The organism is Candidatus Sphingomonas phytovorans (genome assembly GCA_029202385.1).
In the GTDB taxonomy this organism is placed as follows: Bacteria; Pseudomonadota; Alphaproteobacteria; order Sphingomonadales; family Sphingomonadaceae; genus Sphingomonas; species Sphingomonas phytovorans.
The window spans coordinates 1,211,585-1,235,811 of record CP119314.1; the positions used below are offsets into that span (position 1 = coordinate 1,211,585).

The following is a 24,227-nucleotide window of genomic DNA, read 5'->3' on the forward strand; positions in this document are numbered from 1 at the left end:
TTGGCGATTGTAGGTGAGGTCAACTTTAATTGCCGCGACCGACCTCTGAAAAGTCGTCGCGCAACGATGGAGAGATCAGTGGAGAGCAGGGAAAAGAACCTGAGCAGGGCCGTGGCGATTCGTGGGTGGCGGGCGGCCATCGGAAGCGTGACGATGGTGGCCGTCGCGGCGACCGTTGCGACGACGCTCACCGAGCCGGCGCTTGCGCATCACTCGTTCGCGGGCTTCGACAAGAACCGCAAGGTGGCGATCAAGGGCACCGTCAAGCAGTGGCAGTTCACCAACCCGCACAGTTGGCTGCAACTCAATGTTGTCGAGAACGGTCGTGAGGTCGAGTACAGCATTGAGGGCGCGAGCGTGAACACGCTCATCCGCCGGGGCTGGGGCCGGGCGACGTTCAAGGCCGGCGATACCATCACGGTCGTCATGTATCCCCTCTTGAATGGAAAGAAGGGTGGCGCCTTCCTCACCGCGACCTTCGCCAATGGCAAGACGATCAGTTCCGGCATCACGCCGAACTGACGGGGACATTGACGCGCGCGGGCGACTTGACCGCCTGCGGCAGTGAGGGGAGGTATTTTTGAAACAACGCATTCAAGTGTGCGCGCTGAGCCGCACTCTTCTGGGTCTTTCCATAGCGGCGAGTGCGCTCGTTGCCGCGCCCACCCTGGCCCAGACCGCCACCTATCCAAGCGGCGCGCCCGAGATTCCAGATCTCGCCAACCTGCCCGATTGGGACGGCCTTTGGGAACGCGATCAGGACAATGTCTGGGACAACCGGATCCCGGTCGGCCAGTCTCAGGAGGCGCCGTACAACGACGAATACAAGGCGCTCGCCAAGGACGGGCCTCCTGGACGGCGTGGTTCGGCGTTCAATTCGATGCCGGGGTTCCTGAGCATGCTCTTCCCGATGGAGATACAGGTCAGCCGTATGCAGATGACCATCATGTCGGAGAACAAGGAGAATTACCGGCGGATCTTCACCGACGGCCGAGTCCATACCCCGGATACGCTCCCCAGTTCGAACGGCCATTCGGTGGGCAAATGGGTCAATGGCGAGCTCCACGTCGACACTTGCTGCATCCGCGAGGACACGCGTTTGCCGGGCAACGGGCCGCACAGCGATGCGCTGCACATTACCGAGCGCTGGTATCTGCGCGATTACAAGACGCTTGTAACCGAAATCACCGTCGAGGACCCCAAGGCGTTCAGCAAACCCTGGACGACCGAGAAGGTCTGGCACCGCCGCCCCGACTGGGAACCCGTCGAATATGATCGCGAGGAAAATGACCGCGATCGGCCAGCCCAGGGCGGCCGGGCAGCGCCGGCCGAATAGCCGCACCCACAAGATTTCCGAGGAGTCACTCGAATGGCGTTCCTTTCCTTCGGCACGGCGGCGCTCTCCGCGCTGCTCCTGGTTCAGCAGACGGCAGCGCCCGTCACCAGCGATCGCCGTATCTTCTTCAAGCCGCATACCCCTGATCAGACCGAATTGCTGCAGCGCGCGACGAGCCTCGCCATCGGCAATCTGGCTTGGGAAAGCGTGACGGTGTCGGAGGTCCAGAAGACCAAGGCCGGCGTCAAATGGACCGCGACCACGCGCTCCAACAAATATTTCTGCACCGCCGATTCCGACAGCCAGAATCCGTCCTGCGACCGGCCCTAACCGGCCCGTCGGACATCACCGATCGTATCAAGGAGAAGCCGGTGTCCATTTTCATGAGCTTCAGTGTAAATCGACCGCGCAAGATCCGTCTCGCGCCCATGAGCATGACTGCGGCCGTCGGGCTGGCGCTGGCGGCTCCCGCCTGCCTCAGTATACCAAGCCCCGCGATCGCGGCGGAAGCAACGCCGCTGCTGAGGAACATGGTCAGCGTGAATGGGCGCGATCGTTCCTATCTTTACCATGTCCCGGCCAATTACCGCCGCGATGGCTTCAACTTCGTGGTCTATGTGCTGCCCGATAACGGCCAGAACGCGGATGCGTTCGACCGGCAGTCGGGCTGGCGCAAGCTCGCCGACGAGCAGAATTTCGTGGTCGTATTCCTCCAGCCCGAAGGCGAAGGCTGGGCGCAGAACAGCGGGGGCGAGGATGCCTATGTAAAGGCGGTCTACGACCATGCGATCGGGCATTTGACGGTAGGCGCTCCGGTCGGTCGCGCCGGTGCGCCACGCGGTGACGGTGCGGCGGCGGGCGCTGAAGGTGGCCCACCAGCGGGCGCGCCGCGGGCGGGAGCACAGCCGGAAGGCGGCCGGGGCGGCCAGCCGGCTGCCGAGGGCGAAGGCGCACGTGCCGGAGGGGCGCCGGGCGGTCGCCCGGCACGAGCCCAGACCTGGGTTCCGTTCCATTTCGTCACCGGCGTCGGCGCCGGTGCTACCGTCGCGCAGGAATTCGTGATCAACAATCCCGGCGTCTTCGCCGCGATCGCGACGCTGGACGGCGCTCCGTTCGACGCGGCCTATGCGAAGGGCGGTGAAGCCGCCCAGGGCTATTTCCAGAACATGCGCCCGGGCAAGAACGCGGCACCGGTCTGGAAGCAGTTGAAAAAGGACGTACCGATCGCGGCCTGGCTGTTCACCACCGGCACGCCCACACCGGCCGAAGCAAAGGTCGCCGACTATTGGAAGCGCAGCAGCGTCGTTGTGCCTGTGGCACGGACCGTCGCCATCGACAGGTTCCAGGTCAGCGCGTTCCGGAATGCGGCCAATCCCGCACAGCAGATCCGGACCACGCAGCTCGGCGAAGTGGCCAAATATGACGAGGCGATGTCCTCGGCGATCTGGAAGGACTTCTTCGCGCATACGGCGCGCTGGACCTCGTCCCCGAACGGCGATCTGGGCACGATGCTGACCGAGGCCGAGGCCCGCTCCAGCTTCGATGCACGGACGCTCGCTGTCGACGGAAAATCATACGACTATTATGTCAAAGCGCCTTCCAGCTACCAGAAGGGCCAGTCGCTCCCGCTGGTGATCGCGGCGCACGGGGCCTTCTTCCCGGCATGGCTCTATGCGAGCCAGATCCGGATGCATGAGGTTGGCGAGAAGGAAGGCTTCATCACGGTCTATGTCAATGGGCAGCAGAACCGCTGGGATTTCACCAATCCCGCCGGAACCGACGCGAAATTCATTGAAGGCGTGATCGGTGAACTGGCAGCCAGCTACGGCATCGACCGCACCCGCGTCTATATGCAGGGTTTCTCGCTTGGCAGCGGCATCAGCTACATGATGGGGATTACCCGTCCGGCGCTGTTCGCCGCGGTTTCGCCCAATAACGGCATTGGCCCGATGGCCCCGCCGGTCAAGGCGCGCGTCGCCGAACTCAAGGCGCAGGGCGACGTCCGTATCCCGATGATGATCGTCTATGGCGACGTTGACAATGCCGGCTCGGTCGATGCCAAAATCCCGGCGCAAGGTGTGCTGCGCGGCGCGATCGACGAGATGAAGGCCTATAACAACATCAAGGTGCAGGATCAGGTCGTCAGCTACAACAGCCCCAATGCGCTGACCTATGAAGTGCTCGTACCCGGGGCGAGACTGGTCAAGCAGGGCGTGGACAAGCGCTACAAGGACGGCCGTTTCCAGACCAGCGCTTATATGAGCGCCGATCCCAGGCCGCTCAACCTGTTCAGCTTCGTCTGGGTAAGTGACATGTCGCATGGTCAGGATCCGCGCATAGCCCAGCTCGAATGGGATTATTTCAAGCAGTGGCGTCGCAATGCCGATGGGACGCTGACCTATAGCGGCCGTTGAGGCGCTGTTCAGCGGAAATCAGAACACAAGAAGAGGCCAGGGCCAGATGATGAGTTCATTCGAAGCCGGAGCCCCGCTTGCGGGCTCCGGTGCTGCCCGGCTGAGCGGGTTCCAGATCGCGACGTTCCTGCTGTGCGCAAGCGTGGCGATGATCGATGGTTTCGACACTCAGGCCATTGCGCTTGCCGCTCCGGAGATCGCGACGACATGGGACGTGGCACCGTCGATGTTCGGAGGGGTGTTCGCGGCCGGATTGTTCGGCGCGCTGTTCGGCGCGCTGGGTTTCGGTATTGCCGCCGACCGATTCGGTCGCAAGCCGAGCCTCCTTATCGCGATCCTACTTTTCGGCGCGGTCACGCTGCTCACCCCCTTCGCCACCTCGCTGACCGACCTGGTCATCGTCCGGTTCGTGACCGGTCTCGGTCTCGGCGGCGCGCTTCCTGGCGTGATCGCGGTGACATCGGAATATTCGCCGCCCCATCGCCGCGCGACGATCGTCTCCCTCATGTTCTGTGGATTTCCGTTTGGCGCCGTCGTTGGCGGCGTGGCGGCGGCGCACTTCATTCCAAGCCATGGCTGGCAGATTCTCTTCTATATCGGCGGGATCGTCCCGCTCCTCCTGCTGCCGGTGATCGCGATCCTGATGCCGGAATCGATCCGCTTTCTCGTTCTGAAAGGCGAGCAGGGCGCGATCGAGAGGATTCGTCGGCGTATGAACGTCGACGCCCCGATCGAAGCCGCGAGGCGCGATGACTCATCCGCGCCCCGCAATTCGATCCTGGCGCTGTTCGACGCGAACAAGGCGCTGGGCACCTGGATCCTCACGGTAACCTTCCTGTTGAGCCTCATGCTCGCCTATTTCCTGGTGAACTGGCTTCCACTCCTCGCACGGCAGGCGGGGGTGGGGATGCAGGGTGCGGTACTCGGTGTCGCAGCACTCAACCTCGGAGCGATCCTGGGCTGCCTGATCATTGGACGTCTCGCTGACCGCATCGGCCCCGCCCGGCCCATCGCCCTGGCCTATGCCCTGGGTGCGGTTGCGATCGCGCTCATCGGCGTGAGCGCCCATTCGGCACCACTGATGCTTTTCATGTGCTTCGTCGCCGGGGCACTCAGCATCGGCGCGCAAATGTGCGTCGTGGCGCTCGGCGCGATGTTCTATGAAACGGCGATCCGAGCTACCGGTGTGGGCTGGCTGATGGGTACAGGGCGCATCGGTGCCATTCTTGGTCCCATCCTCGGCGCGGTACTGATCGCACGCGGAGTGTCCGCATCTAACCTCTTCGTCATTGCCGGTGGCGTATCCTTGCTGGCCGCGATCGGCGTGTTCGCGATGGGCGCGTTCGTCTTGCGGAAATCGTTGATATCGGAGGCTTGAGTATGGCCGACGCCTCTCTGCAGTGGCGGGATTCTCCGTCGGGCTATGGATTTGTCACCCGGCTGCTTCACTGGTCGATGGCGGCCCTGTTCGCCTGGCAGTTCGCGACGGCCATCCTGCATCTCCTCGATGACGATTCCGGGGTCGTCGACACGATCTGGTGGAGTCATCGCGCGACGGGATTCCTGCTTCTGCTCCTGGTGTTCCTGCGTGGCGGTTGGGGTATCGCCAATCTGCGGCGGCGCCCGGCTCACCGGGCCGGAGTGCTCGCCCTCGCCGCAAATCTCGGCCACTTGACGATCTATGCCCTGATGATCCTCGTCCCCCTCCTTGCGCTTGCCCGCGCTTATGCGACGGGCCGCGGTTTCACATGGTTCGGAGTCGAGGTGATCGCAGCGACTGGTGCCGAGCTGAGCTTGCTAAAGGCTGTCACGAACAGCCTGCACGGGCCGCTCGGCTGGCTCCTGCTGGCGTTGATCTTCGGTCATGTTGCGATGTCGCTGGTGCATCATTTCATCTTTCGCGACGGAACGCTCCTGCGCATGGCGCGCGGCGGCACCTGAGCCGCCGCGCTGCGCCCCTCTACAGGTTCACGCGCACGCCGACCCGCACCGTCCGCGGCTCGACCACCCGGCTCAGGCGGCCCTCGACGGGGGCGGCATCGATGCCGGGAATATAGGATTCGTAATAATAGGCGATATCCTTGTCGCGGCTGTCGAACACGTTGAGCAACTCGGCATAGATCTCGAAGCGACCCGGCTTGTAGCCACTGCGCAGGTTGACGACATTGCTGCCCTTGTCGCGCTGCGAATTGTCCTCGACCAGCGGATAGGGGCCGAGATGCCGGAAACGGACACTCGCCTCCCACCGATCCTGGACGATCGAGGCACCCATTTGCGCGGCATTCTCGAAAGCGTTGGGGATATAGTCGCCATTGTCATAACGTGCATGGCTCGCCGTGTAGTTGGCGTCGAACGCCAGCCAAGGCAGGGGCCGCCAGAAACCCACAATCTCATAGCCATGGCGCCGGCTCGCGCCGGTGGGCTCGACCGCGTTTGAATCGCCGACGAAGCGCAGCTCGCTTCCGACATCAAGCCACCAATAGGTGGCGGTCGCCGTGAATTTTCCCAGTTGCAGCCTTGCGCCCAGTTCCTTGCCGGTACCGCGCACCAGGACCGGCACCGGCGTGACGGTGACCGCGCCGCGGACGTCGTTCGAATGGAAACCCCGGCCCCAATTGGCATAGAATTCGACATAAGGGGACAGCTGGTAGGCAATTGCCGCCTTGGGTGAAACGAGACTCGCGTCGCCACGGCCCTGGCCGAGTGCCGCGGCCTCTGGATCCTTCGCCACGACATCATAGTGATAATAGTCGCCGCGCAGGCCGCCGGTCACGCGCAAGCCGGTCAGGGGTTTCCACGTCGCCTCGGCATAGATGGAAGCCGAAGCCTCCCGTACGCGATAGGTGCCGAAGCTACTCACGAACGCGCGCGCATCGGTATGGTACACGCCGACATTGCCGATATCATCGTAACGGTTCTCGGTCCCGGCGACGAGCGTGAGGGTGGGAGCGACCTCCCATGTCTTTTCGCCTTTCAGGCCGAAGATCCAGCGCTTGTCGAACTGATAGATCTGCGCGCTCGAGCCGTCGGCATTGGCGTAGGTCGGATTGGAATACATGTTCCAGTCGTAATATTGGGCATAGACATTGGCACGATAGCCGGCCCCGGTGAGCGCGGCATTCGCGACAAAGCGCGTTGTCTTGCCTCGGGCCGTGGGATCAGGGGAGCAGAACAGGTCAGCGCAGGCAGGGGTCCCGACGATCCGCTCGGGTATCTGTTCGGTCGGGTTCCAGGTGGCGTTATAGGCATGGATCGTCAGATCAAGCCGATCGTCGCCGACCGGGTGCGCATATTTGAGAAAGCCCGAATAGTGCCGGAGATGCTCCGGCTCTTCCCATGGGCCATTATAGATCTTGGCCTGCCCGACCAGGGTCAGGTCGCCACCGCCGAGATCCTTGACGGTCCCTCCGGCCGCTAGCCGCCCCCAGCCATAGGACCCGATCTCGGCCGAGGCCCAGGGCCTGTCATAGCGTTCGATCGTCCGCATATAGGCGGCGCCCGCGAGGGCGAAGTCGCCGCCGTCAGCCCGATAGGGCCCTTTGCGATAATCTTCCCTTTCAACGATCTCCGGGATCAGGCCGTTGAGATCCAGATAGCCCTGGCCATGGCCATGGGTGCGGAAGTTCATCTGGACGTCGTCGATATAGGTGGTGAAGTCGGATCCATGGTCGAGGTTGAAGCCGCGCAGGAAATACTGATTGGCCTTCCCGCTACCGGAATGCTGCGCCGCCACCATCCCGGGAACCGCTTCGAGCAGCTCCGCCACGCGCAGCAGCGGTCGAACGAGCAGGTCAGCTCCCGCGACCGTCCCTTCGCTTGCCGCCGTCGCGACACCGATCTTGCTCTCCCCGCGGCCAAACACGACGATGTCGCTTTCGCCGCTCGGCTCGACATGGACCGCTTCCTGCGCGCCCGATGGCTGCGCGATCGCGAGCAGCGACACCCCCATCAGCCAGCCAAGCCTGTTCCTTTTCATCATTCTCTCCTCTTTTTCTGGTCGTTTGGGCACAGTTCCGCCTTCGGTGGCCAAGCCGGCGCACACGGACTCGTCCACCGCCGGGCGTGCCCGACCGATGCGTCCTGCTCTTCAGAAATCCGGGGGTGGGTTCTCCCTCTGACCTGCCGTGTGGCAATCGGCGCGCACGGGCCTCGCAGGCCGATGCTCAGGCCAAGAAGAGTCGCCTATCCTGCGGAAGCATGCGTCATCTCACACCTTTCTTCGGGAAACGGCGATGCTGTGGCCGAAGTCTCCGGGGTTTCCGAATGGCCTCTGTCGCGATGTGGAGTCATCATCCTGTCGAACGAGCCGTCACGGTCGACGGCGATGTGCTTGATCGCAGCTAGCGCGTGAAGAAGCGTTCCCCAACCGAGGATCGAAGCAGCGGTGACATGCCCGGCATGCATCGCCTCGAACAGCCAGGGCGAGGGTGCGAAGGGGCCAGGTATTTCAAGCGAGAACAGCCGAAGAGGAAGCCCGCCAGCCCATGCCATGAGCGGCCCCGTCACAAGCATTGCGGCGATGGCGGCCAGCAACATCCAGTGGAAAGGCTTGCCGACCGCATAGAACCAGCGATTCTGCCGGGGCAGGCGATCCGGGTGGCGCTTGACGACGCGCCACATGATCCGGACCCATAAAAGGGCATAGGCGGACAGGGCGATACTGGTGTGCAGCCTTAGCGTCGCATCGCCATCGACACCCTTCGGGGCGTGGATCGAATTTCCGACGAACAACAGGGTCAGGATCATCGCGGCCCCGGCCCAGTGCAAGAGGATCGAGACCCAGCCGAAGCTGTGGCGCCCGTCCCGCCACGACGAGGCCGATCGGGTGCGGCCGCGAGCCGTCACGGCTCTGCCACCACCAGATTCTCGAGGTGACCAAGTCCTTCGATCTCGACCCGGACCCGCTGCCCTTCCGTCAGAAAGCGCGGCGGGTCGAAGCCCTGGCCGACGCCAGCCGGCGTGCCCGTGGACAAGATGTCCCCGGGCTCAAGCGTAAAGACGCTCGATAGCTCCTCGATCATCTGGCCGAAGGTCCAGATCATCTCGTTCGTATTGCCGTCCTGCCGCAACTCGCCATCGACCCATGTGCGGACCGAGAGATTGCCGGGATCGGGTATTTCATCGATGGTCGTGAGCCATGGTCCAACAGGGCCGTGGGTATCGAACGACTTGCCCAGTGTCCCGGTTGGCGACCTGCGTTGCCAGTCGCGGACCGACACGTCGTTGCAGATCATGAACCCGGCCACCACGGACAGAGCGTCGGTCGCCTTTACATGGCGCGCCCGTCGCGCAATGACCATTGCGACCTCGCCCTCATAATCAAGCTCCGACGAGATTCGCGGAAGATGGATCGGGTCATAGGGCCCATTCAGGGCGGTGACCTGTTTGTTGAACCACATCTGGTGCTCGGGGATAGCCATCCCCCGACGCTCCATTTCGCGGGCGTGCGAGGCGTAGCAGAGTCCGAGGCCAAGAAACTTGCGCGGGCTGACCGGCGGCCCCAGCCGCACGTCCGATAGTGGAGCTCGGCGCGCGGCAAGCGCTGCTCGCCTGGCTGCATCGAGCGCATCCGCTCCCGCCGCGATCAACTCGGTGACTGAAGAGGGCAGCGCCTCGCCGCCGGTCGCAAGATCGAGGATTTCGTCACCATCGACCGCGCCGAGGCGCCAGGTCGTGCCATCGTGAAATTGCGCCAACTTCATTGGAACGCTCCCGTAAGCCGATCAGTGAACACCGCCGACATCAGGCGTCAGGCCGGCCTGGCCGATACCGAACACAGCGCAGGCCTCATCCTTGTCCGGCATATCCCCGCTGATCCCGACCGCGCCGATCACATCGCCGTTCACGCCGCGGATCAGAACGCCGCCGGGTACCGGAATGACACGCCCGCCGGATGCACCGACCAGTGCCGTGTAGAAAGCCGGTGCCATCTCGCTGCGTTGCGCAAGCGTGCGTCCGCCAAGGCCCATGCCCAGCGTACCCCAGGCCTTGCCGATAGCGATATCGGGCCGGAGGATTCCGGCCGTGTCCTGGCGCTTCAAGGCGACCAAATGGCCTCCAGCATCAAGGATGGCGACCGTGAGCGGGTTGAGGTCAAGGGTGGCTGCGTGCGCCAGCGCTTCATCGACGATGATGGTGGCTTTTGCGAGGGTGAGTTCGGCCATGAGATGATCCTTATTGCGGGAGAGCGGCGAGCGGCAGAGTGGTCGAGAAGGCGCGCTGATAACTCTGCTCGACAAACCGCCAGTCGCCCTGAGCGTCGCGAACCAGGCGGCATTCGACATTTCCGATGCGCATCTGCAGCGCGGTTTCCGAGACCAATGGCTCAAAGGCGTAGTTCGTCAGCAGGGCGGTGACGTGCACCGTATCCGCGTCAATCTCCGATACCGAGACGTTGGCCCAGACATGCCGGGTCATACGGCGGGGATCGGCAAGCCGTTCGCCGTAGAACCGCCCGATATCCTCTACACCGGTGATCGCCTTTTCGCCCGGGCGGAAGAGGCCGTCGCGAGTGAAGCAGGCGGCGGCGTCTTGCGCCCGGCGTTGATCGACCGCCGCGCTGAAACGGAACAGAAGCTGGACGGGATCCGACTGGGAGTTGTCCGCCGGGACGTTGCTCGCCATCAGATGAACCCTCCCACGCCTTCCCAATCGGGCAACAGGCGGCCGATGATCAGGATCGTGAACCATAGAGCGAGCGACACCGCGCCGCTGAGTTTCGTGCCGAGTGGCGTATCGTCGCCGACGGGAAGCGCGAGAATGCGCTTGCGGGCGACAAGCTCGAACCAGGCAATGTTGGCAAACGCCAGCAGGAGAAGGAGTATTTTGATCTGGAAGGCCGGGTTCGACCAATAGTTGAACGGGTCCGCCGTGAAGAAGCCGATGCCGCTCACCAGGTTTATCGCCAGTCCTCCCGCCGCGATGTGGCTGAATTTCAGGATGCTGCTTGGCGCAACGTCGCGGAATCGGCCGAGCAGGCGCAGATCGACGATCAGCATCCCCCCGAGCAGGATGCACAGCCCAATGAAGTGCAGCGTCTCGAACGTTGGAAAGAGCCAGGGGACATCGCGGGTCGCGACGCCAAGCCAGGTGCCTTTGATCCAGGCAAGAATATCATGCTCGCTCATCATTCAAATCCCGGTGCAAGCGTGTAGGCGATCATCCGGCCGGCGATGATCGCGCAGATCCAGAAAAGGGCGGTGATAGCGGCGGCGGTACGCGCGCGCGGGCTGAAGGCCTCGGCTTGTGCGGCAATGTCCCTCCCGACGGGGCCGCCGGCTATGGTATTCGCGCTGTCCGCGATGTTCTCCGGGTCGAGTTGAACACCGGATCTGGTCCCTCCCTCCTCCAGAAGGATTCGCCACAGGAACCAGGTTGCGATGCCGGCGAGGAAGATAAAGCCGATCTTCAACTGGAAGGTCCAGTTGCCGATGTAGCGATCACCATCGGACATGAAGAGCAGCAGGCCGGAAACGGCGTTCAGAGCAACGCCCGCCCAGGCGAAGGCGATCAGGCGCTCAAACAGGCTCAGCGGCACCGAGCGCGCATAACCGAGGATGCGTAAGCTCGTCATCAGACCGCAACCGACAACCAGCGCCATGCCGCTGGCATGCATGCACAGGAGGATGGGATTCGCCCAGGGCGAATAGAGCACCCATTCGGCGAGTGGGGTGCTCTTCAGCCAGATCAGGAAATCCACGCGCTCCTCCCTATCAACGACGCCTTGAACGGCATTGCCGGAAGCCGCGGTCGGGGCCTGCCGGACCAGGGAGTACCCCGGCGGCGGCGCTTCTCTGCTTGCCTGGAATATGAGTCAAGTTAAATTGAAGTATAATTTTTCAATTTTCCTCATATATCTGCATTATTCGTAAGTATATTGCAGTATATATAAACAAGGATTACGATAAACTTTGACACAATAAACTATAAAACAAAATATATTGCGAGATGGTATCATTTGTAACAATGTGTGCTGGCAATCTGCCGGACGTTGTCGATCACATCGGAATGAGATGTGGGGCGAATTCCGAACACAGTAAAAAATGGACTATGGGAGGGGACTATGAGGATTTTCGCAGCTCTGAACGCTGGGGTGTGCCTGTTCGCCCTGGCGCCTTCCGCCTGGGCGCAGGACCGTGCGAAGGAATCGCAAGAGCGCGCGGCGGGCGCGGAGGAGCCGTCGTCGACTGCCGAGGCTGATATCGTCGTCACCGGCTCGCGCGTCATTCGTGATGGCCGCGATGCCCCGACGCCTGTGACCATCACCTCGGTTGAACAGATGCAGTTGACGCCGTCCAACATTCCCGAGGCGCTGAACAAACTACCCCAGTTCGCCGGCTCCACTACCAGCGTCGGCGCGGGTAATGGCGCGGGCAGCGGTCGCTCGAACATCTTCACCGGCAACTACATCAACCTGCGTTCCTTCGGGGCGATCCGCACGCTGGTGCTCCAGGACGGCCATCGGGTGCCCCCGACGGCGATCAACGGTCAGGTCGATACCAATACGATCCCGCAGATGCTCGTTGAGCGCGTGGAGGTCGTGACCGGCGGTGCGTCGGCGGTCTATGGCTCGGACGCGGTGACGGGCGTCGTCAACTTCGTGCTCGACAAGGATTTCAAGGGTCTCAAGGCGAATTTCCAAACGGGCATATCATCGCGCGGCGATGCGCCATCTTGGAAGGCGGGGATCGCCGCCGGTTTCGATATCACCGAGCGTGGCCATTTCGAATTCAGTGCGGAGCACTACTATAACAAGGGCCTGGAGTCGCAGGCCGATCGCAGCTTCTCGGCCGATGTGCCCGCCTATACGGGTGCCGGAACGGCGGCCAAGCCCTATGTCCTGACTCATAACGCCCGCCTCTCGAATACCGCGCTGGGCGGCCTGGCGACAAGCGGCCCCTTCGCCGGTCAGCAGTTCGTCGGTTCGGGCATATTGGCGCCTTTTAACAGCGGTACGGCCACCGGCACGAGCAACGTCGCGAGCGGCGGCGACGGCGGCTATTTCGGGGGCACGCTGGTCAATAGCCTGGAGACCAACCAGCTCTTCGGCCGCTTCGACTATGATATCACGGACAATGCGAATTTTTATGTCGAGGCCACCTATGCCGATGCTTCGACCTCGCCGCACAATCTCAATGAGCGGGTAGGAAGCTACACGATCTTTAGCGGCAACGCCTTCCTGCCGGCGAATGCGCAGGCGCTTCTGACGAGTGCCAATGCGCCATCCTTCACCCTTGGTCGCGTCAACAGCGATCTGGCCGCCGCAGCGGTGACGCGGCAGAAGACGACGGTTTTCCGGGTCACCACCGGCGTCGACGGCAAGGTCGGCGCGTTCGACTGGGGTGTCTACTACACGCACGGCGAAGCGAAGGTTACCTCGGTAACCGAGAATAACATCAATTATCCCAACTTCTACGCGGCGCTCGATGCGGTGCGCGATCCGAATGGCAACGCGGTTTGCCGTATCACCCTGACCAATCCGACCAGCCCGCTGGCAGCAGGTTGCGCACCGATCAACATGTTCGGTTCGAACAATCAGAGCGCTGCCGCCCTCGATTACATCTATGGCGACACCTCCTGGCAGGCCATCAGCAAGATGGACGATGTGGGCGGCAGCATTTCCGGCAATCTGTTCAACAATTGGGCGGGGGCGGTCACGGCATCGATCAATGCTGAATATCGCAGGCAGAGCCTCGATCAGACGACCAGCGATGACCCCAATTTCCTTCCGGCTGGGATTTACACCGGCGTCAGGGGCGTCTCCGCGGCAAGCCTGCCGCCGCTTTGGGCCTATTTGACCGAACCTCCGCGGAGCGGCGAGAATGAGGTGTGGGAGGTCGGAAGCGAAGTCCTCTTCCCGCTACTGGCGGATATTCCACTGGTGCGGAAGCTCGATTTCAACGGGGCCGTCCGGTACACCCACTACGCCAATAGCGGTTCGGTGGTGACCTACAAACTCGGGCTGACTTACGAGCCCTTCGACGGGCTGCGGTTCCGTGCGGCGAAATCGCGCGACATCCGCGCTCCCACTCTAGCGGACCTTTCTCCCAATGTCGGCCAGAGCTTCACCCGGATCGTTGATCCGTTGACCGGGCAGACGGGCAACGTGAATGTCCAGACCAGCGGCAATCCCGATCTGGTGCCGGAGGTCGCGCGTACCTATACGGCGGGCGTGGTCTATCAGCCGAGTTGGCTGCCGCGACTGACTCTGTCTTTCGATTACTATAATATCCGCATCGACAACGCGATCAGTTCGCTTGCCGGATCGAATGCCGCCGTTCTGCAGCAATGCGCTGCGTCCGGCGGAACATCGGCACTATGCGGCCTGATCGAGCGGCCGTTGCCCTACAGCAATACAACCGCTGCGAACTTCCCGACGCTGACGCGTACGCAGAGCCTCAATATCGCCGAAGCCTATACCGAGGGTTTCGATGTGGAAGCCAGCTACGGCTTTGGCCTGGGAGGGATCTCCGCCGCTATTCCGGGGCAGGTGAACCTGCGATTGCTCTACAGCTATCAGCCAATCTTGAAGACGAGGTCATACACGGATGCCGTCCTCGACAATGATGCGGGGCAGGTGGGTCTATCCAAGCATCGGGTGGCGGGTTTTGTCGGCTACAAGGCGGGTCCGTTCGCCATTGATGTCCAGATGCGCTATTCAAGCAAGCAATTGCGGCAGGAAACCGTCGGCGTCGTCTACGCCGACCCCTATCTCCCATCGGCCTTCTATACCGACCTGAACCTCGCCTACGACGTACGTTTTGGCGGGAACGACAACATGCAGTTGTTCCTGAATATCGGTAATCTGTTCGACAGGGATCCACGCGTCTCGCCCGCACTGTTGCGAACCAGCTCACCGGGAACAGCTTCTCCCACGGTGGCAGGCGACGATATGATCGGTCGCTATTTCACGACAGGCGTTCGCTTCAAATTTTGAGGTCGGTGAGGCTGGAATGCTGGCAAGCGGCGTTCCGGCCTCGCCCAATAAATCAGATGTCGGCCCCCATCCCGGGTGGGGAAAGTCTCGAAGTACGGTGAAGGACCACCAAAGCATCGAGGGGACGCTGCGAGGAGGATTGATGATCAAGACTGTTTCTGCCATTTTAATGTTTGGCCTGCTGCCCTCGCTGGCAACCGCACGCTCCGAGACGCCCGGCGCGCCTGACCGCCCTGAAGAAATGGCATATGGGTCCGCCCCCTTGCAGCGGATCGATTTCTGGCGTGGTTCGAAGGGCGGGCCGCTGTTGGTGTTCCTGCATGGCGGCGGATGGTCCGGCGGAGACAAGGCGGATGAACTGGCGTCGCCCAAGGTCAAGCATTTTCGGGCCAGGGGTTTTGCACTCGCAACCGTGAACTACAGGCTTGTGCCCGACGTCCCGGTCGCTGATCAGGTGCAGGACGCAGCCGACGCTGTCGGCTATCTTGTCGCTCATGGGGACATGCTCGGTATCGCCCCCCGGAAAATCGTTCTTATGGGCCACAGCTCAGGGGCGCACCTGGCCGCGTTGCTGGGCACTGATCCTACCTTCCTGCAAAAGGCGGGGGTGAATATCTCCGCCATTTCGGGAGTCATCCTGATCGACGGGGCCGGACTGGCGCAAAATGTACATGCCGCTCCGCGTCCCGGTGGCCCGTTCGGTTCCGAGGAGAACCGGCAAAGGCTCGCACCGATCAACCACGTGGCCCCGCCGAATGCGCGCAGCTTCCTCATGCTGAACGCCCGGTCCGAAGATTTGCGGCAGCAGGCGACGACCCTGTCCAGCGCTCTCATCGAAAATGGTACGAGGGCATCCACCCATTCGATAGCCGACACGGATCATATAGCTCTTAACCGCAATCTGGGTTCTGAAGGAGATGAGGCGACCGGGCTGATCGACGCGTATCTTGCGGCGATCTCGCGATCATCCGGGCCGAAAGAATAGCGGCCATGCCAGATTCGAGTGGTCGAGTCTCGTTGCGCATGGATCGGCCGCGATCTCCAGAGTGACGCGACAATTCTTGATGCAATCGGATAAAGTAATAAATATATTGTATTCTATATTGCTCGAGATGCAAGTGTCCATGATGCAATCTTTAATATCTAGACCATTGTCGAAATAGGATTAAAGGAAATGTATCGTAATAAAATCTTGCTTTCGCGAGTAGCAGTGCTCGCATTCCTTCTCTCCGGTTGTTCCGGAAATGAAGATTCCGGGCAAACAAAGGCGAATGCCGCCGTTGCGATCTCCGCCACGCCCTTCAACACATCCTTGCCGACCAAGGAATTCATGCTCCATGTCATGCAATATGCAGGAGATGGTGTTTGGAAACGCCAGGGCTGGGTCAGCGACAAGAGCGGGGAACGTTCGCTATTCCCCAGAAACGAAGCCGAATGGGAGGAAGCGGAAAGCGCGAGCCTGACCTTGGCCGAAATCACCAATGTGTTGCTGATCCCAGGCAGGCGCGTGGAAGAGCCGGCATGGGATGATGCGGTAAAGCGCGTACGGAACGTCGCCCTGGTAGCAGCGGCGGCGGCTGAAAAACATGATCAGGCGGCCTTTCTGAAGGCAGGCGGGGACCTCGATGTCGCGTGCGACAGCTGCCACGAACATTATGATCCAACCTTCGTGAAACCAGCGGAATAGCCCTGTCGCACCGCCGCCGTAGATGTCTGGTGGCTTTCCTATCGAACCTGGTATCCACTCCCAGCACGGAATGCCGCAAATTTGTCACCGTTCTGGCGGAGGGATTTATAAGACAGGTTTTACACGGCCGCCCCAAGACCATGCATGACATTCGAGAATTACCGAAATCGCGGGCTGGGCCGTGCAACGCGCGAATGATGTCATGTCGCCGTCATCCCTGAAGGAGACGGGGCCGACGTTGCTCGTGGTTGACGACGACGCCGCCATTCGCGCGCTGCTCGCCGACAGTCTGGGGCGGCACGGCTATCGAGTCGAAACAGCGGCGACCCCTCACGAGATGGATGCCCTGCTTGTTCGCCTGCCGGTCGAACTGATCATTCTCGACATCATGATGCCGGGCGAGGACGGCATATCGGTCTGCCGCCGGATCGCGAGCGGGAAGGGGCCGCCGATTATCCTGCTCAGCGCGCTTGGTGACGAGGCGGATCGCGTTCTTGGCCTGGAGATCGGGGCAAGCCACTATCTTCCAAAACCCTGCAGCCCGCGTGAGATCCTCGCGACGGTGCGCGCCGCGCTGCGACAGACCGAAGGCGCGCGGACGGATGAGCGGCAGGCTTTCGGCTTTGCCGGGTGGAGGATCGACTTTGTGACCCGCGAACTCTTCGATGCGACGGGTGTGCTCATCGCGCTGACCGACGGGGAGTTTGCGGTGCTGCGCGTGTTCGTCGAGCGTCCGCGGCGTATACTGGCGCGGGAGGCGCTGCTCGACGCGGCGCGCGGCAGGGACAATGAGGCATATGATCGTGCGATCGATGTTCAGGTGAGCAGGCTGCGTCGCAAGCTGCGCGCGCCGGGCGACGAGATCATCCGAACGGTGCGCAACGAAGGGTATTTCTTCGTCCCGCGGGTTGTCCGCGTGTGAAGACACCAACCCGGCCTCGTGAGTGGCCGCTCTTCGCGCGCATCTTTGTGCTGATGCTGTTGATGGTTCTGCTCGTTCAGACGCTGAATTTCGTCCTTGTCCTGATCATGCCCTTTCCGGCGCCGAGGGTGCAACCGATCGCGCGGATCGCTTCCGCACTCAGATCGGGCACCGATCCAGGTGGCACATTGCGAATCTTCGCGAGGGGCGACGAGCCTCGGCAGTCGCGCGCCGGGCGTGATCTTCGCCTGTCGCGTCGCATGGAAGCCGCGCTGGCACTCCCCCCCCATTCAGTGCGCGTCGAGTCGCTTGGTCCAGGGCCTTTCGGCCTTTTCAGTCCTTTTGAAAGGGACCGGGCACGACCGCGCAGCTTGGACGATCCCTCGCGTGAGGGGGCGGGTGATGATCTGATCTTCGGCGCGTTCAGGGTGTCGATAAAACTCGCCAACGGTACGTGGCGCAGCGTGGAGCCGCTTTCGGGCGGGTTCGACCCGTGGCGATGGCGCGCGCTGCTGTGGTTGATCGTCGCAATCCTTGTTGTCGCGCCATTCGCATGGGTACTGGCGCGTCGGCTCGTCAGACCGATCCGGCTGTTTGCCACCGCGGCCGAACGGTTGGGTCGTGATCCTCAGGCGTCACCCCTGCTGCTCGTGGGACCTTCCGAGCTGGCCGAAGCAGCTGTGGCGTTCAATGAGATGCAGGCGCGGCTCAACAAATATGTGGAAGGCCGCACGACGATGATCGGCGCGATCGCCCATGATCTTCGCACACCGTTGATGCGGCTGGCCATGCGATTGGAGCACGCGCCGGCGAATATCCGGATCGCGGCCGAAAATGACATCGAGGAGATGGATCATCGGATTTCCGCCGCGATGGCATATGTCCGCGACACGATGCGCCCGGCGCGACGCCGGAAGCTCGACCTCCGGTCGCTCGCGGAAAGCGTGACTGACGAGTTTGCCGACCGCGGGCACCAGGTCGTTCTCGCGCCCGGCGAACCGGTTGTCATTGAAGGTGATGCGCCAGGGCTTAAGGCGCTGCTCGCAAACCTGATCAGCAATGCGGTCAAATATGGGGGCAGCGCGCTTGTGAACTGCCATGTCGAAGGGGCGTTTGCGATCGTCGAGGTGATCGATTCCGGACCCGGCATGAACGCTGGTGACCTGGAGAATGCCTTTGAACCGTTTTTCAGGGCTGAGCGGTCGCGGGGCCGCGAGACCGGCGGCATCGGACTTGGCCTCGCCAGCGTGCGCGCCGTTGCGGGCGCGCATGGTGGCGAGGCGATACTGGAAAATCGGCCCGAAGGGGGGATGAAGGCTCGGGTTGCGCTGCCTCTCTGAGGTACGGAAATATCCCGGAAACGATCCTGCGGTCCAATGCGGTTCCACACCGAGAAGACACAGAGGTTGTATGCGTATCATCTTGCTGTCCTGCCTCGCGCTCGCGACGACCGGCTGCGTGAGCGATCGGTCGCTCCATCGGGGCCGACCGCACGCCGAGGTGAGACGCGGCGGCCCGGGAATGGGGCCAGACGGCTCGCCGGCCCGGTTGTTCATCAGTCCGATGGGGGAGCCATTCCGCGCGGCGCGGGGCGAGGGGCGTCCCGAAGACCAGTGGTTCCGGGGGGGCGACACGAACGGCGACGGTATGCTGACAGCCGCCGAGTTCACGCATGATGCGGCGCGTTTCTTCGCGGTCCTCGACCGAGGCGGCGATGGTGAAATCGACCCCGCCGATATCGAATTCTATGAAACGGTGCTGGCCCCCGAAATCCGGGTCGGGGGTGACGCCGGATCGCCAGGTGGTGGCCGGGGCGGGGGTACGGGTGGTCGGCGTGGCAGCGGCGGGGGCGGAGGCCGCATGGGCGGTGGAGGTGGCGGCATGCGTGGCGGCGGCGGACAGGCGGCGGGCGACGCGACCTCCGGTGGAGAGGGGCGGCAGCGGCAAGCCTCTGCCAGGCAAGGTGCCGCGCGATTCGGTTATCTCGATTTTGCCGAGCCGGTGACCTCTGCCGACGGCAATTTCAACCGGGGCGTGAGTCTGGAAGAATTCGCGCAGGCCGCCACGAAGCGCTTCGCGCTGCTCGACAAGGATGGTGATGGAGCCCTGACACAGCGCGAACTGGCCGGCGTGCGCGGACGATAGCTCGGAACACGATCGTAGGATGGCTCCGCAGAATGCACCGGAATTCAGGCAAAGGAACGACAATGGCGGATACGCCGGCCAAGGTAGGTTGCTTGCTCTCCGGGCGTCATCGCGCCGCGCGGATCAAGACCCGGACAAGCGACGCCTCGATTGAACGGTCGAAATGCGTCGAATGTGGGCATCCGATCATGCGGTCGCTCGTCAGCCGGCGCTGGATATTGTCCACCTATCTCGGCGCGGACGAGCCCTTTGCGGTGAACGCGGCGAGGCGTGGCTAGGAAATGCGCGTGCTTGCCGGATCATGCGTTGCGGCTGTGACATCAGATACAAGCATATAACCCTCGTTTCGGATCGTTCGGAGCAAGCTGTTGTTCGGTGCCCGGAGCTTCCGCCGGAGTCTGCTGATCTGGATGTTGATCGCGCGGTTGCCGGAATCGGTGTCGGGACCCCTGGCGGCCTGGAGGATCTCGTTCCTGCTCAGCACCTGACGCGGGCGATCGAGGAAAACGCGAAGCACGGCGAATTCGCCCTTTGTCAGCACGATCGGCAAACCCCCAGGATCAAGAAGTTCGTTAGCCTGCAGATCGATCTTCCAACCACGGAAAGTCAGCACTCTCCGATGCCGAGCGGGAGGCTCCTGCTGTCGCAGAATGGTCCGGACGTTCGCCAGCACCTCGCGGGCGCTGCAGGGCTTGGGAAGGTAGTGGGCGGCGCCAATCTCAAGGCCGAGGATGCGGTCCGCCTCGTCGTTCAACCCGCTCAGAAGGATGACGGGCGGTCCGGCATTGGCAGCGAGACGGCGACAGGCGGAGAGCCCATCCTCGCCAGGCATCATGACATCCAGGATCACGACATCGACGGGATAGGTGGCCAACAGGCGGTCCATCTCCACGACATTGCGGGCCGTCATGGTCCGATAGCCCCGATCCTCCAGGCTTCCTGCCAGGAGATCCCGAATGTCCGCGTCATCATCGACAACAAGCAGCGTAGCGCCCGATCTTGCCGTACTCTTCTCAAGATACATAGTGGCTAAGCCTCAAAGAACCTTCGATTTCTTTTTCCCCTTTCGTGGTTCGAGCCACCTGTTGCGGATATCTTCGCGCCCATTGGCAGGCAGAAGAGCAGCGCGATCGGAACGGCCGCGCAGAGCGTCAGAACCATGGCAATCGGATGCGGCGCTTGCGGTTGCGCGGGTGTTTCAGGGGCCGTTAGCTCGAGCGCCCGCTTCCCGGCGCGCATGAAACTTTCGAGGGGGGAGGTGTCGCCCCATTTTTCGAAGGCCGTTAGATCGGCGCTCTGAACGCTTCCGAGGGACGGCGACCATATGAGGACGGAATAGCTGGGCAAGGGCCTATCTCTCACAAACCCCTGTGTGCATTGGCTACGAACGAAATGTGGCCGTGGAATGTCGGCCCAACATATTGGTTCGTATTGCGAACCGGCTGCATTTGCCGTGGTGCGGCCCGGTCATTGTCGCGCCCGACAACGGCACGCACGCTGGCCTCTCATTCGATGAAGACCAGTGACTACGCAGCATGCCGCTTTTCAGAATTGAGCTCCGACGTTGAAGGTAACCAGCTTGGAAACATCGCCGGGAGCCTTGATCAGGGCTTTCGCGATATCGATCCGTAGAGGCCCGAAGGGTGAGTTCCAGTTGACGCCGGCGCCGATCGACAGTCGGGGGCTAGGCGTGTTGCCGTAATAGACTTCGCGATAGACGCTAGTGGTATATGTGTAGGGCGTGCCCGTATTGGTCGTCGTGCTGGTCCCGTCCGCGTTGAGATAGAGCGGCCTGCCGCTCGAATCCGAATATTGGCGGATCGGCGCGACACAGGCCACCGGCGGCGTGGCGCTGTTGGCCGAGGCACAGCCATCGGTGACGGTCGGCGTCTTCCCGCCAAAGACCGCGCCGATATCCATGAAGATCGATGGTCGCAGGCCGAGTTCTCGGACGCCCGCTCCCATCGGTATCTCGAGTTCCAGTCTGCCCTGATAATAGGCATTGCCGCCGAGCGCGTCCTGAATGACGCTGTCTCCGTTGGTGGTGGTCGTAGCGGGAATGACGGACAGATCGTAGGGATACCGCGTCACTCGGGGACCGATGCCGCGGATATCGAAGCCGCGCATCTCCGGCTCACCCAGAAAGAAGCGATCGGTTAGCCGCACATCCTGGCCGATGCCGTGGATATAGCCGCCCTCCGCATGCGCGGTGAGGGTGAAATCGGAGCCCAGGCCCCAATATTTCGAGGCGTTGATCGTGGAGCGGATATATCGAACGCTGCCGCCGAGCCCGGCAAGATCCTGGCTCAGTGTCAGTCGTGCCCCGGATGTTGGGCGAATCCGACTATTGGTGCTGTCGAACACGAGGGAATACCCGACCGACGATGTCGTCCGATTGCCGACGGCGTCGCAGAGATATTGTCCAGCCAGCGTGGGATCGCAGACACCATTGGTATAGTAAGTGGCCTTGTCCAGCGTGACCTGGTCCTGGCTCAATCCGTAGCGGAGTCCCAGCGACCAATATTCCGTCAGGGGAATCCCGAACCGAAGCTGGAAACCCGTGGTCACCTGTTGATAGGTCGTGGTGCTGGTGTCGCCGATCGTGCCGAGGGAACTATAGTCGCGCCGAAACACGTCAGCGCCGAAGGCGATCGGGTGGTCGAACAGATAGGGCTCGGTAAAGCCGAGATCGACCGATTTGGAATAGGCGGACAGCGTGCCGCTCAAGCGCAATTCCTGGCCCTTTCCCCTGAAGTTGCGCTGGGTCAGGCCGGTATTGAGGATGAAGCCTTCCAGGCTCGAATAGCCGCCGGACAGCGTGACCTCGCCGGTGGATTTCTCCTCGACATTCGCCTCCAGCACGACACGATCCGGCGACGATCCCGGCACCTGCTTGATTTCGAACTTGTCCTGGAAGAAGCCGAGCGAGTTGATGCGATCCTGCGACCGCTTGACCATGAAGCTGTTGAAGGCATCACCTTCGGACAGGCGAATTTCGCGCCGGATCACCTTCTCTTCGGTTTGTCGATTTCCGTTGATGGCGATGCGCTCGACAAAGGTCCGCTTCGCCTCCGCGACATGGAAGTTGATCGACATGGTGCGCGTGTCTTTGTCCCGATTGAATTCGGGGCTCACATCGGCAAAGGCGTAGCCGGACAGCCCCGCCGTCGCGGTTATGCTGTCGACCGAATTCTCGACGCGCTTGGCATCATACCATTCGCCTTTGGCGATCCCCAAGCTTGCTGCGAGTTTCTTGCTGTCGAAATCGCGAATGTCGCTGTCGACGGTCACATCGCCGAATTTGTAGCGCGGCCCTTCCTCGACGACATAGGTGATGATGAAGTCCTTCTTGTCGGGCGTCAGTTCGGCGACGGCGGATGTGACGCGAAAATCGGCATAGCCGTTGGTCAGGTAGAATTGGCGCAGCTTCTGCTGGTCATAGGCCATGCGATCCTGGTCGTAGCTGGTCCCGGAACTCAGAATCGTTCCGATCCGCGCCTGCTTGGTGGCCATCTCGCCGCGCAGCTTGCTGTCGGAGAAGGTGGCGTTGCCGATGATGTTGATCTGACGAACCTTCGATTTGGGGCCTTCGTTGATCTCGAAGATGATGTCGACGCGGTTCTGATCGAGTGCGACCATCTTCGGCTCGACGGTTGCGGCGAACCGGCCCTCGCGGCGATAGAGTTCGATGATGCGGGCGACGTCCTGGCGGGCCGCGGTGCGCGTAAAGACTTGCCGCGGCGCAAGCTTGATCTCCTTCTTGATCTTGTCTTCCTTCAGCCGCTTGTTGCCTTCCAGCACGACGCGATTGACGAGAGGGCTCTCGCGAATGTGGATGACGATGTCGCCGGTCTCGACACCGGCAATCGCGACATCGACCAGGAAGTCTTTCGCAAGCAGATCCTTGATCGCCTGGTCGATCGTCTCGTTCGTGTAGGGAACTCCGACCCGAAGCTTGGTGTAGGTCAGCACCGTCTCCGGCTCGACACGCAACGAGCCCTCGACGCGTAGCGACCTGATCGTTGCGGGCCGCGATTGCGGCGCGGCCGCCTGTGCGGGCGGAGTGGCGGCGCGTGCCTCTCCAGTACCGGAACATAATATGACCGCGGCGGCGGCCAGCATCCGGTGGGATGTGACAGAGTCGACAATTCCCCTGTAATATATTGTTATCAGGGGAAACTGTCGACTGGATGCTGCCCTTCTCCTCTCATGGTGATCCACCCGGCGTTTTGCGGTCAACTCTACTAGTTTCATCAACGGGCACCTCGATTGAGGTGTGGTGTTGGGAGTCAGATCTTGCCCGCCGATGTCGTAAAGTTTCTGTCGCGGGTCTCGCCGGAAACATCAGCGAATGCCGCTCGGGGCAGATCGTTGGAAGTCCGGGCAGGAGCCGCCGCTGCGAACATCACAAAGGCGTGATCCCTCTAGCCGCCGTCGTCGGAAGAAACCCCCACAGGGACGCGAGCGGCCATCAGGAGGCAAAGGCCAGAAGGTGAGCTATCCCTTGTCGATCTGTTTAGCGAGCGCGATGTCCCGCTGCGAAAGGCCTCCGGCATCGTGTGTCGAGAGCAGGATTTCGATACGGCCATAGACGTTCGACCATTCGGGATGGTGATCGGCTTTCTCGGCCAGCAGCGCAATTCGCGTCATTGCCGCAAAGGCTTCGATGAATGAAGCGAAGGTCAGCGTGCGAGTGATCGCGTCGCGCTCGGGCACGTAGGTCCATAGCGTCAGCGCGGCGAGCGCAGTTCTGCGTTCGTCGTCGGACAGGCGCGCGATCGTCATCG

23 protein-coding genes are annotated in these 24,227 nt (G+C 62.0%); 13 read left to right on the forward strand and 10 right to left on the reverse strand.

Translation table 11 applies throughout. The features are described 5' to 3' along the window. Window positions 1–78 precede the first annotated feature (78 nt). The 6 genes from P0Y59_05505 to P0Y59_05530 all read left to right on the forward strand — a co-directional run bounded on the left by P0Y59_05505 (window position 79) and on the right by P0Y59_05530 (window position 5,691). A complete protein-coding gene (locus P0Y59_05505; protein WEK01146.1) occupies window positions 79–522 on the forward strand; it encodes a DUF6152 family protein in 444 nt (147 codons plus the stop codon). A gap of 58 nt (window positions 523–580) precedes the next feature. Next, the gene (locus P0Y59_05510; protein ID WEK01147.1) at window positions 581–1,336 is read left to right on the forward strand and encodes a hypothetical protein; all 756 of its coding nucleotides are present in this window, start codon (window positions 581–583) and stop codon (window positions 1,334–1,336) included. Window positions 1,337–1,369: 33 nt separating this feature from the next. Next, window positions 1,370–1,666: a hypothetical protein gene (locus P0Y59_05515; protein ID WEK01148.1), complete on the forward strand. Its 297-nt coding sequence runs from the start codon at window positions 1,370–1,372 to the stop codon at window positions 1,664–1,666. Between the two features lie 98 nt (window positions 1,667–1,764). Beyond that, window positions 1,765–3,750: a PHB depolymerase family esterase gene (locus P0Y59_05520; GenBank protein WEK01149.1), complete on the forward strand. Its 1,986-nt coding sequence runs from the start codon at window positions 1,765–1,767 to the stop codon at window positions 3,748–3,750. 148 nt (window positions 3,751–3,898) lie between these two features. Beyond that, a complete protein-coding gene (locus P0Y59_05525) occupies window positions 3,899–5,128 on the forward strand; it encodes an MFS transporter (protein ID WEK02502.1) in 1,230 nt (409 codons plus the stop codon). 2 nt (window positions 5,129–5,130) lie between these two features. Beyond that, window positions 5,131–5,691 (forward strand): cytochrome b, encoded by a 561-nt coding sequence (locus P0Y59_05530; GenBank protein ID WEK01150.1) that lies wholly within the window; start codon window positions 5,131–5,133, stop codon window positions 5,689–5,691. A gap of 19 nt (window positions 5,692–5,710) precedes the next feature. Here P0Y59_05530 and P0Y59_05535 read toward each other — a convergent pair whose 3' ends face one another. From P0Y59_05535 to P0Y59_05565, 7 genes are all read right to left on the reverse strand, one after another. After that, the gene (locus tag P0Y59_05535; GenBank protein ID WEK01151.1) at window positions 5,711–7,726 is read right to left on the reverse strand and encodes a TonB-dependent receptor; all 2,016 of its coding nucleotides are present in this window, start codon (window positions 7,724–7,726) and stop codon (window positions 5,711–5,713) included. A 206-nt stretch (window positions 7,727–7,932) separates the two neighbouring features. Next, complete coding sequence (locus tag P0Y59_05540; protein WEK01152.1) at window positions 7,933–8,595, reverse strand: cytochrome b/b6 domain-containing protein; 663 nt, start codon at window positions 8,593–8,595, stop codon at window positions 7,933–7,935. Then, entirely contained in the window at window positions 8,592–9,452 is an 861-nt protein-coding gene (locus P0Y59_05545) for a fumarylacetoacetate hydrolase family protein (protein WEK01153.1), read from the reverse strand. The genes P0Y59_05540 and P0Y59_05545 overlap by 4 nt, the downstream gene beginning before the upstream one ends. 21 nt (window positions 9,453–9,473) lie before the next feature. Next, window positions 9,474–9,914, reverse strand: coding sequence for a heme-binding protein (locus P0Y59_05550; GenBank protein WEK01154.1), 441 nt, complete (start codon window positions 9,912–9,914; stop codon window positions 9,474–9,476). A gap of 10 nt (window positions 9,915–9,924) precedes the next feature. Then, window positions 9,925–10,374: a nuclear transport factor 2 family protein gene (locus tag P0Y59_05555; protein WEK01155.1), complete on the reverse strand. Its 450-nt coding sequence runs from the start codon at window positions 10,372–10,374 to the stop codon at window positions 9,925–9,927. Beyond that, window positions 10,374–10,877 (reverse strand): hypothetical protein, encoded by a 504-nt coding sequence (locus P0Y59_05560; protein WEK01156.1) that lies wholly within the window; start codon window positions 10,875–10,877, stop codon window positions 10,374–10,376. Before P0Y59_05560 ends, P0Y59_05555 begins: the two co-directional genes overlap by 1 nt. Then, a complete protein-coding gene (locus P0Y59_05565; protein WEK01157.1) occupies window positions 10,877–11,449 on the reverse strand; it encodes a hypothetical protein in 573 nt (190 codons plus the stop codon). The genes P0Y59_05560 and P0Y59_05565 overlap by 1 nt, the downstream gene beginning before the upstream one ends. A gap of 363 nt (window positions 11,450–11,812) precedes the next feature. Here P0Y59_05565 and P0Y59_05570 point away from each other — a divergent pair, with 363 nt between their 5' ends. From P0Y59_05570 to P0Y59_05600, 7 genes are all read left to right on the forward strand, one after another. Beyond that, window positions 11,813–14,686 carry a TonB-dependent receptor gene (locus tag P0Y59_05570; protein WEK01158.1) on the forward strand — a complete coding sequence of 958 codons (2,874 nt, stop codon included), beginning with the start codon at window positions 11,813–11,815 and terminating at the stop codon, window positions 14,684–14,686. A 142-nt stretch (window positions 14,687–14,828) separates the two neighbouring features. After that, a complete protein-coding gene (locus P0Y59_05575) occupies window positions 14,829–15,671 on the forward strand; it encodes an alpha/beta hydrolase (protein ID WEK01159.1) in 843 nt (280 codons plus the stop codon). Between the two features lie 189 nt (window positions 15,672–15,860). Further along, on the forward strand, window positions 15,861–16,373 hold the full coding sequence (locus P0Y59_05580; GenBank protein ID WEK01160.1) for a hypothetical protein: 513 nt from the start codon (window positions 15,861–15,863) through the stop codon (window positions 16,371–16,373). A gap of 202 nt (window positions 16,374–16,575) precedes the next feature. Continuing rightward, complete coding sequence (locus P0Y59_05585) at window positions 16,576–17,295, forward strand: response regulator (protein ID WEK01161.1); 720 nt, start codon at window positions 16,576–16,578, stop codon at window positions 17,293–17,295. Beyond that, entirely contained in the window at window positions 17,292–18,635 is a 1,344-nt protein-coding gene (locus P0Y59_05590; protein ID WEK01162.1) for an ATP-binding protein, read from the forward strand. The genes P0Y59_05585 and P0Y59_05590 overlap by 4 nt, the downstream gene beginning before the upstream one ends. A 70-nt stretch (window positions 18,636–18,705) precedes the next feature. Further along, window positions 18,706–19,440: an EF-hand domain-containing protein gene (locus P0Y59_05595; GenBank protein ID WEK01163.1), complete on the forward strand. Its 735-nt coding sequence runs from the start codon at window positions 18,706–18,708 to the stop codon at window positions 19,438–19,440. A gap of 62 nt (window positions 19,441–19,502) precedes the next feature. Then, window positions 19,503–19,718: a hypothetical protein gene (locus P0Y59_05600; GenBank protein WEK01164.1), complete on the forward strand. Its 216-nt coding sequence runs from the start codon at window positions 19,503–19,505 to the stop codon at window positions 19,716–19,718. Here the strand turns inward: P0Y59_05600 and P0Y59_05605 are convergent. The 3 genes from P0Y59_05605 to P0Y59_05615 all read right to left on the reverse strand — a co-directional run bounded on the left by P0Y59_05605 (window position 19,715) and on the right by P0Y59_05615 (window position 24,225). Beyond that, the gene (locus P0Y59_05605; GenBank protein ID WEK01165.1) at window positions 19,715–20,464 is read right to left on the reverse strand and encodes a response regulator; all 750 of its coding nucleotides are present in this window, start codon (window positions 20,462–20,464) and stop codon (window positions 19,715–19,717) included. The two genes, P0Y59_05600 and P0Y59_05605, sit on opposite strands and share 4 nt — an antisense overlap. Window positions 20,465–20,985: 521 nt before the next feature. Next, on the reverse strand, window positions 20,986–23,562 hold the full coding sequence (gene bamA / locus P0Y59_05610) for an outer membrane protein assembly factor BamA (GenBank protein ID WEK01166.1): 2,577 nt from the start codon (window positions 23,560–23,562) through the stop codon (window positions 20,986–20,988). 375 nt (window positions 23,563–23,937) lie between these two features. After that, window positions 23,938–24,225: a 4a-hydroxytetrahydrobiopterin dehydratase gene (locus P0Y59_05615; protein ID WEK02503.1), complete on the reverse strand. Its 288-nt coding sequence runs from the start codon at window positions 24,223–24,225 to the stop codon at window positions 23,938–23,940. Between the last annotated feature and the right edge of the window lie 2 nt (window positions 24,226–24,227).

What these genes read in the sequence shown, in the direction of transcription:
- P0Y59_05550 (WEK01154.1), bottom strand. Translation starts at nt 9,914, where the DNA reads ATGGCCGAACTCACCCTCGCAAAAGCCACCATCATCGTCGATGAAGCG.
- P0Y59_05595 (WEK01163.1), top strand. Translation starts at nt 18,706, where the DNA reads ATGCGTATCATCTTGCTGTCCTGCCTCGCGCTCGCGACGACCGGCTGC.
- P0Y59_05585 (WEK01161.1), top strand. Translation starts at nt 16,576, where the DNA reads ATGTCGCCGTCATCCCTGAAGGAGACGGGGCCGACGTTGCTCGTGGTT.
- bamA (WEK01166.1), bottom strand. Translation starts at nt 23,562, where the DNA reads ATGCTGGCCGCCGCCGCGGTCATATTATGTTCCGGTACTGGAGAGGCA.
- P0Y59_05520 (WEK01149.1), top strand. Translation starts at nt 1,765, where the DNA reads ATGAGCATGACTGCGGCCGTCGGGCTGGCGCTGGCGGCTCCCGCCTGC.
- P0Y59_05570 (WEK01158.1), top strand. Translation starts at nt 11,813, where the DNA reads ATGAGGATTTTCGCAGCTCTGAACGCTGGGGTGTGCCTGTTCGCCCTG.
- P0Y59_05525 (WEK02502.1), top strand. Translation starts at nt 3,899, where the DNA reads ATGATCGATGGTTTCGACACTCAGGCCATTGCGCTTGCCGCTCCGGAG.
- P0Y59_05600 (WEK01164.1), top strand. Translation starts at nt 19,503, where the DNA reads ATGGCGGATACGCCGGCCAAGGTAGGTTGCTTGCTCTCCGGGCGTCAT.
- P0Y59_05530 (WEK01150.1), top strand. Translation starts at nt 5,131, where the DNA reads ATGGCCGACGCCTCTCTGCAGTGGCGGGATTCTCCGTCGGGCTATGGA.
- P0Y59_05535 (WEK01151.1), bottom strand. Translation starts at nt 7,726, where the DNA reads ATGAAAAGGAACAGGCTTGGCTGGCTGATGGGGGTGTCGCTGCTCGCG.
- P0Y59_05545 (WEK01153.1), bottom strand. Translation starts at nt 9,452, where the DNA reads ATGAAGTTGGCGCAATTTCACGATGGCACGACCTGGCGCCTCGGCGCG.
- P0Y59_05580 (WEK01160.1), top strand. Translation starts at nt 15,861, where the DNA reads ATGTATCGTAATAAAATCTTGCTTTCGCGAGTAGCAGTGCTCGCATTC.
- P0Y59_05605 (WEK01165.1), bottom strand. Translation starts at nt 20,464, where the DNA reads ATGTATCTTGAGAAGAGTACGGCAAGATCGGGCGCTACGCTGCTTGTT.
- P0Y59_05560 (WEK01156.1), bottom strand. Translation starts at nt 10,877, where the DNA reads ATGAGCGAGCATGATATTCTTGCCTGGATCAAAGGCACCTGGCTTGGC.
- P0Y59_05555 (WEK01155.1), bottom strand. Translation starts at nt 10,374, where the DNA reads ATGGCGAGCAACGTCCCGGCGGACAACTCCCAGTCGGATCCCGTCCAG.
- P0Y59_05515 (WEK01148.1), top strand. Translation starts at nt 1,370, where the DNA reads ATGGCGTTCCTTTCCTTCGGCACGGCGGCGCTCTCCGCGCTGCTCCTG.
- P0Y59_05615 (WEK02503.1), bottom strand. Translation starts at nt 24,225, where the DNA reads ATGACGATCGCGCGCCTGTCCGACGACGAACGCAGAACTGCGCTCGCC.
- P0Y59_05575 (WEK01159.1), top strand. Translation starts at nt 14,829, where the DNA reads ATGATCAAGACTGTTTCTGCCATTTTAATGTTTGGCCTGCTGCCCTCG.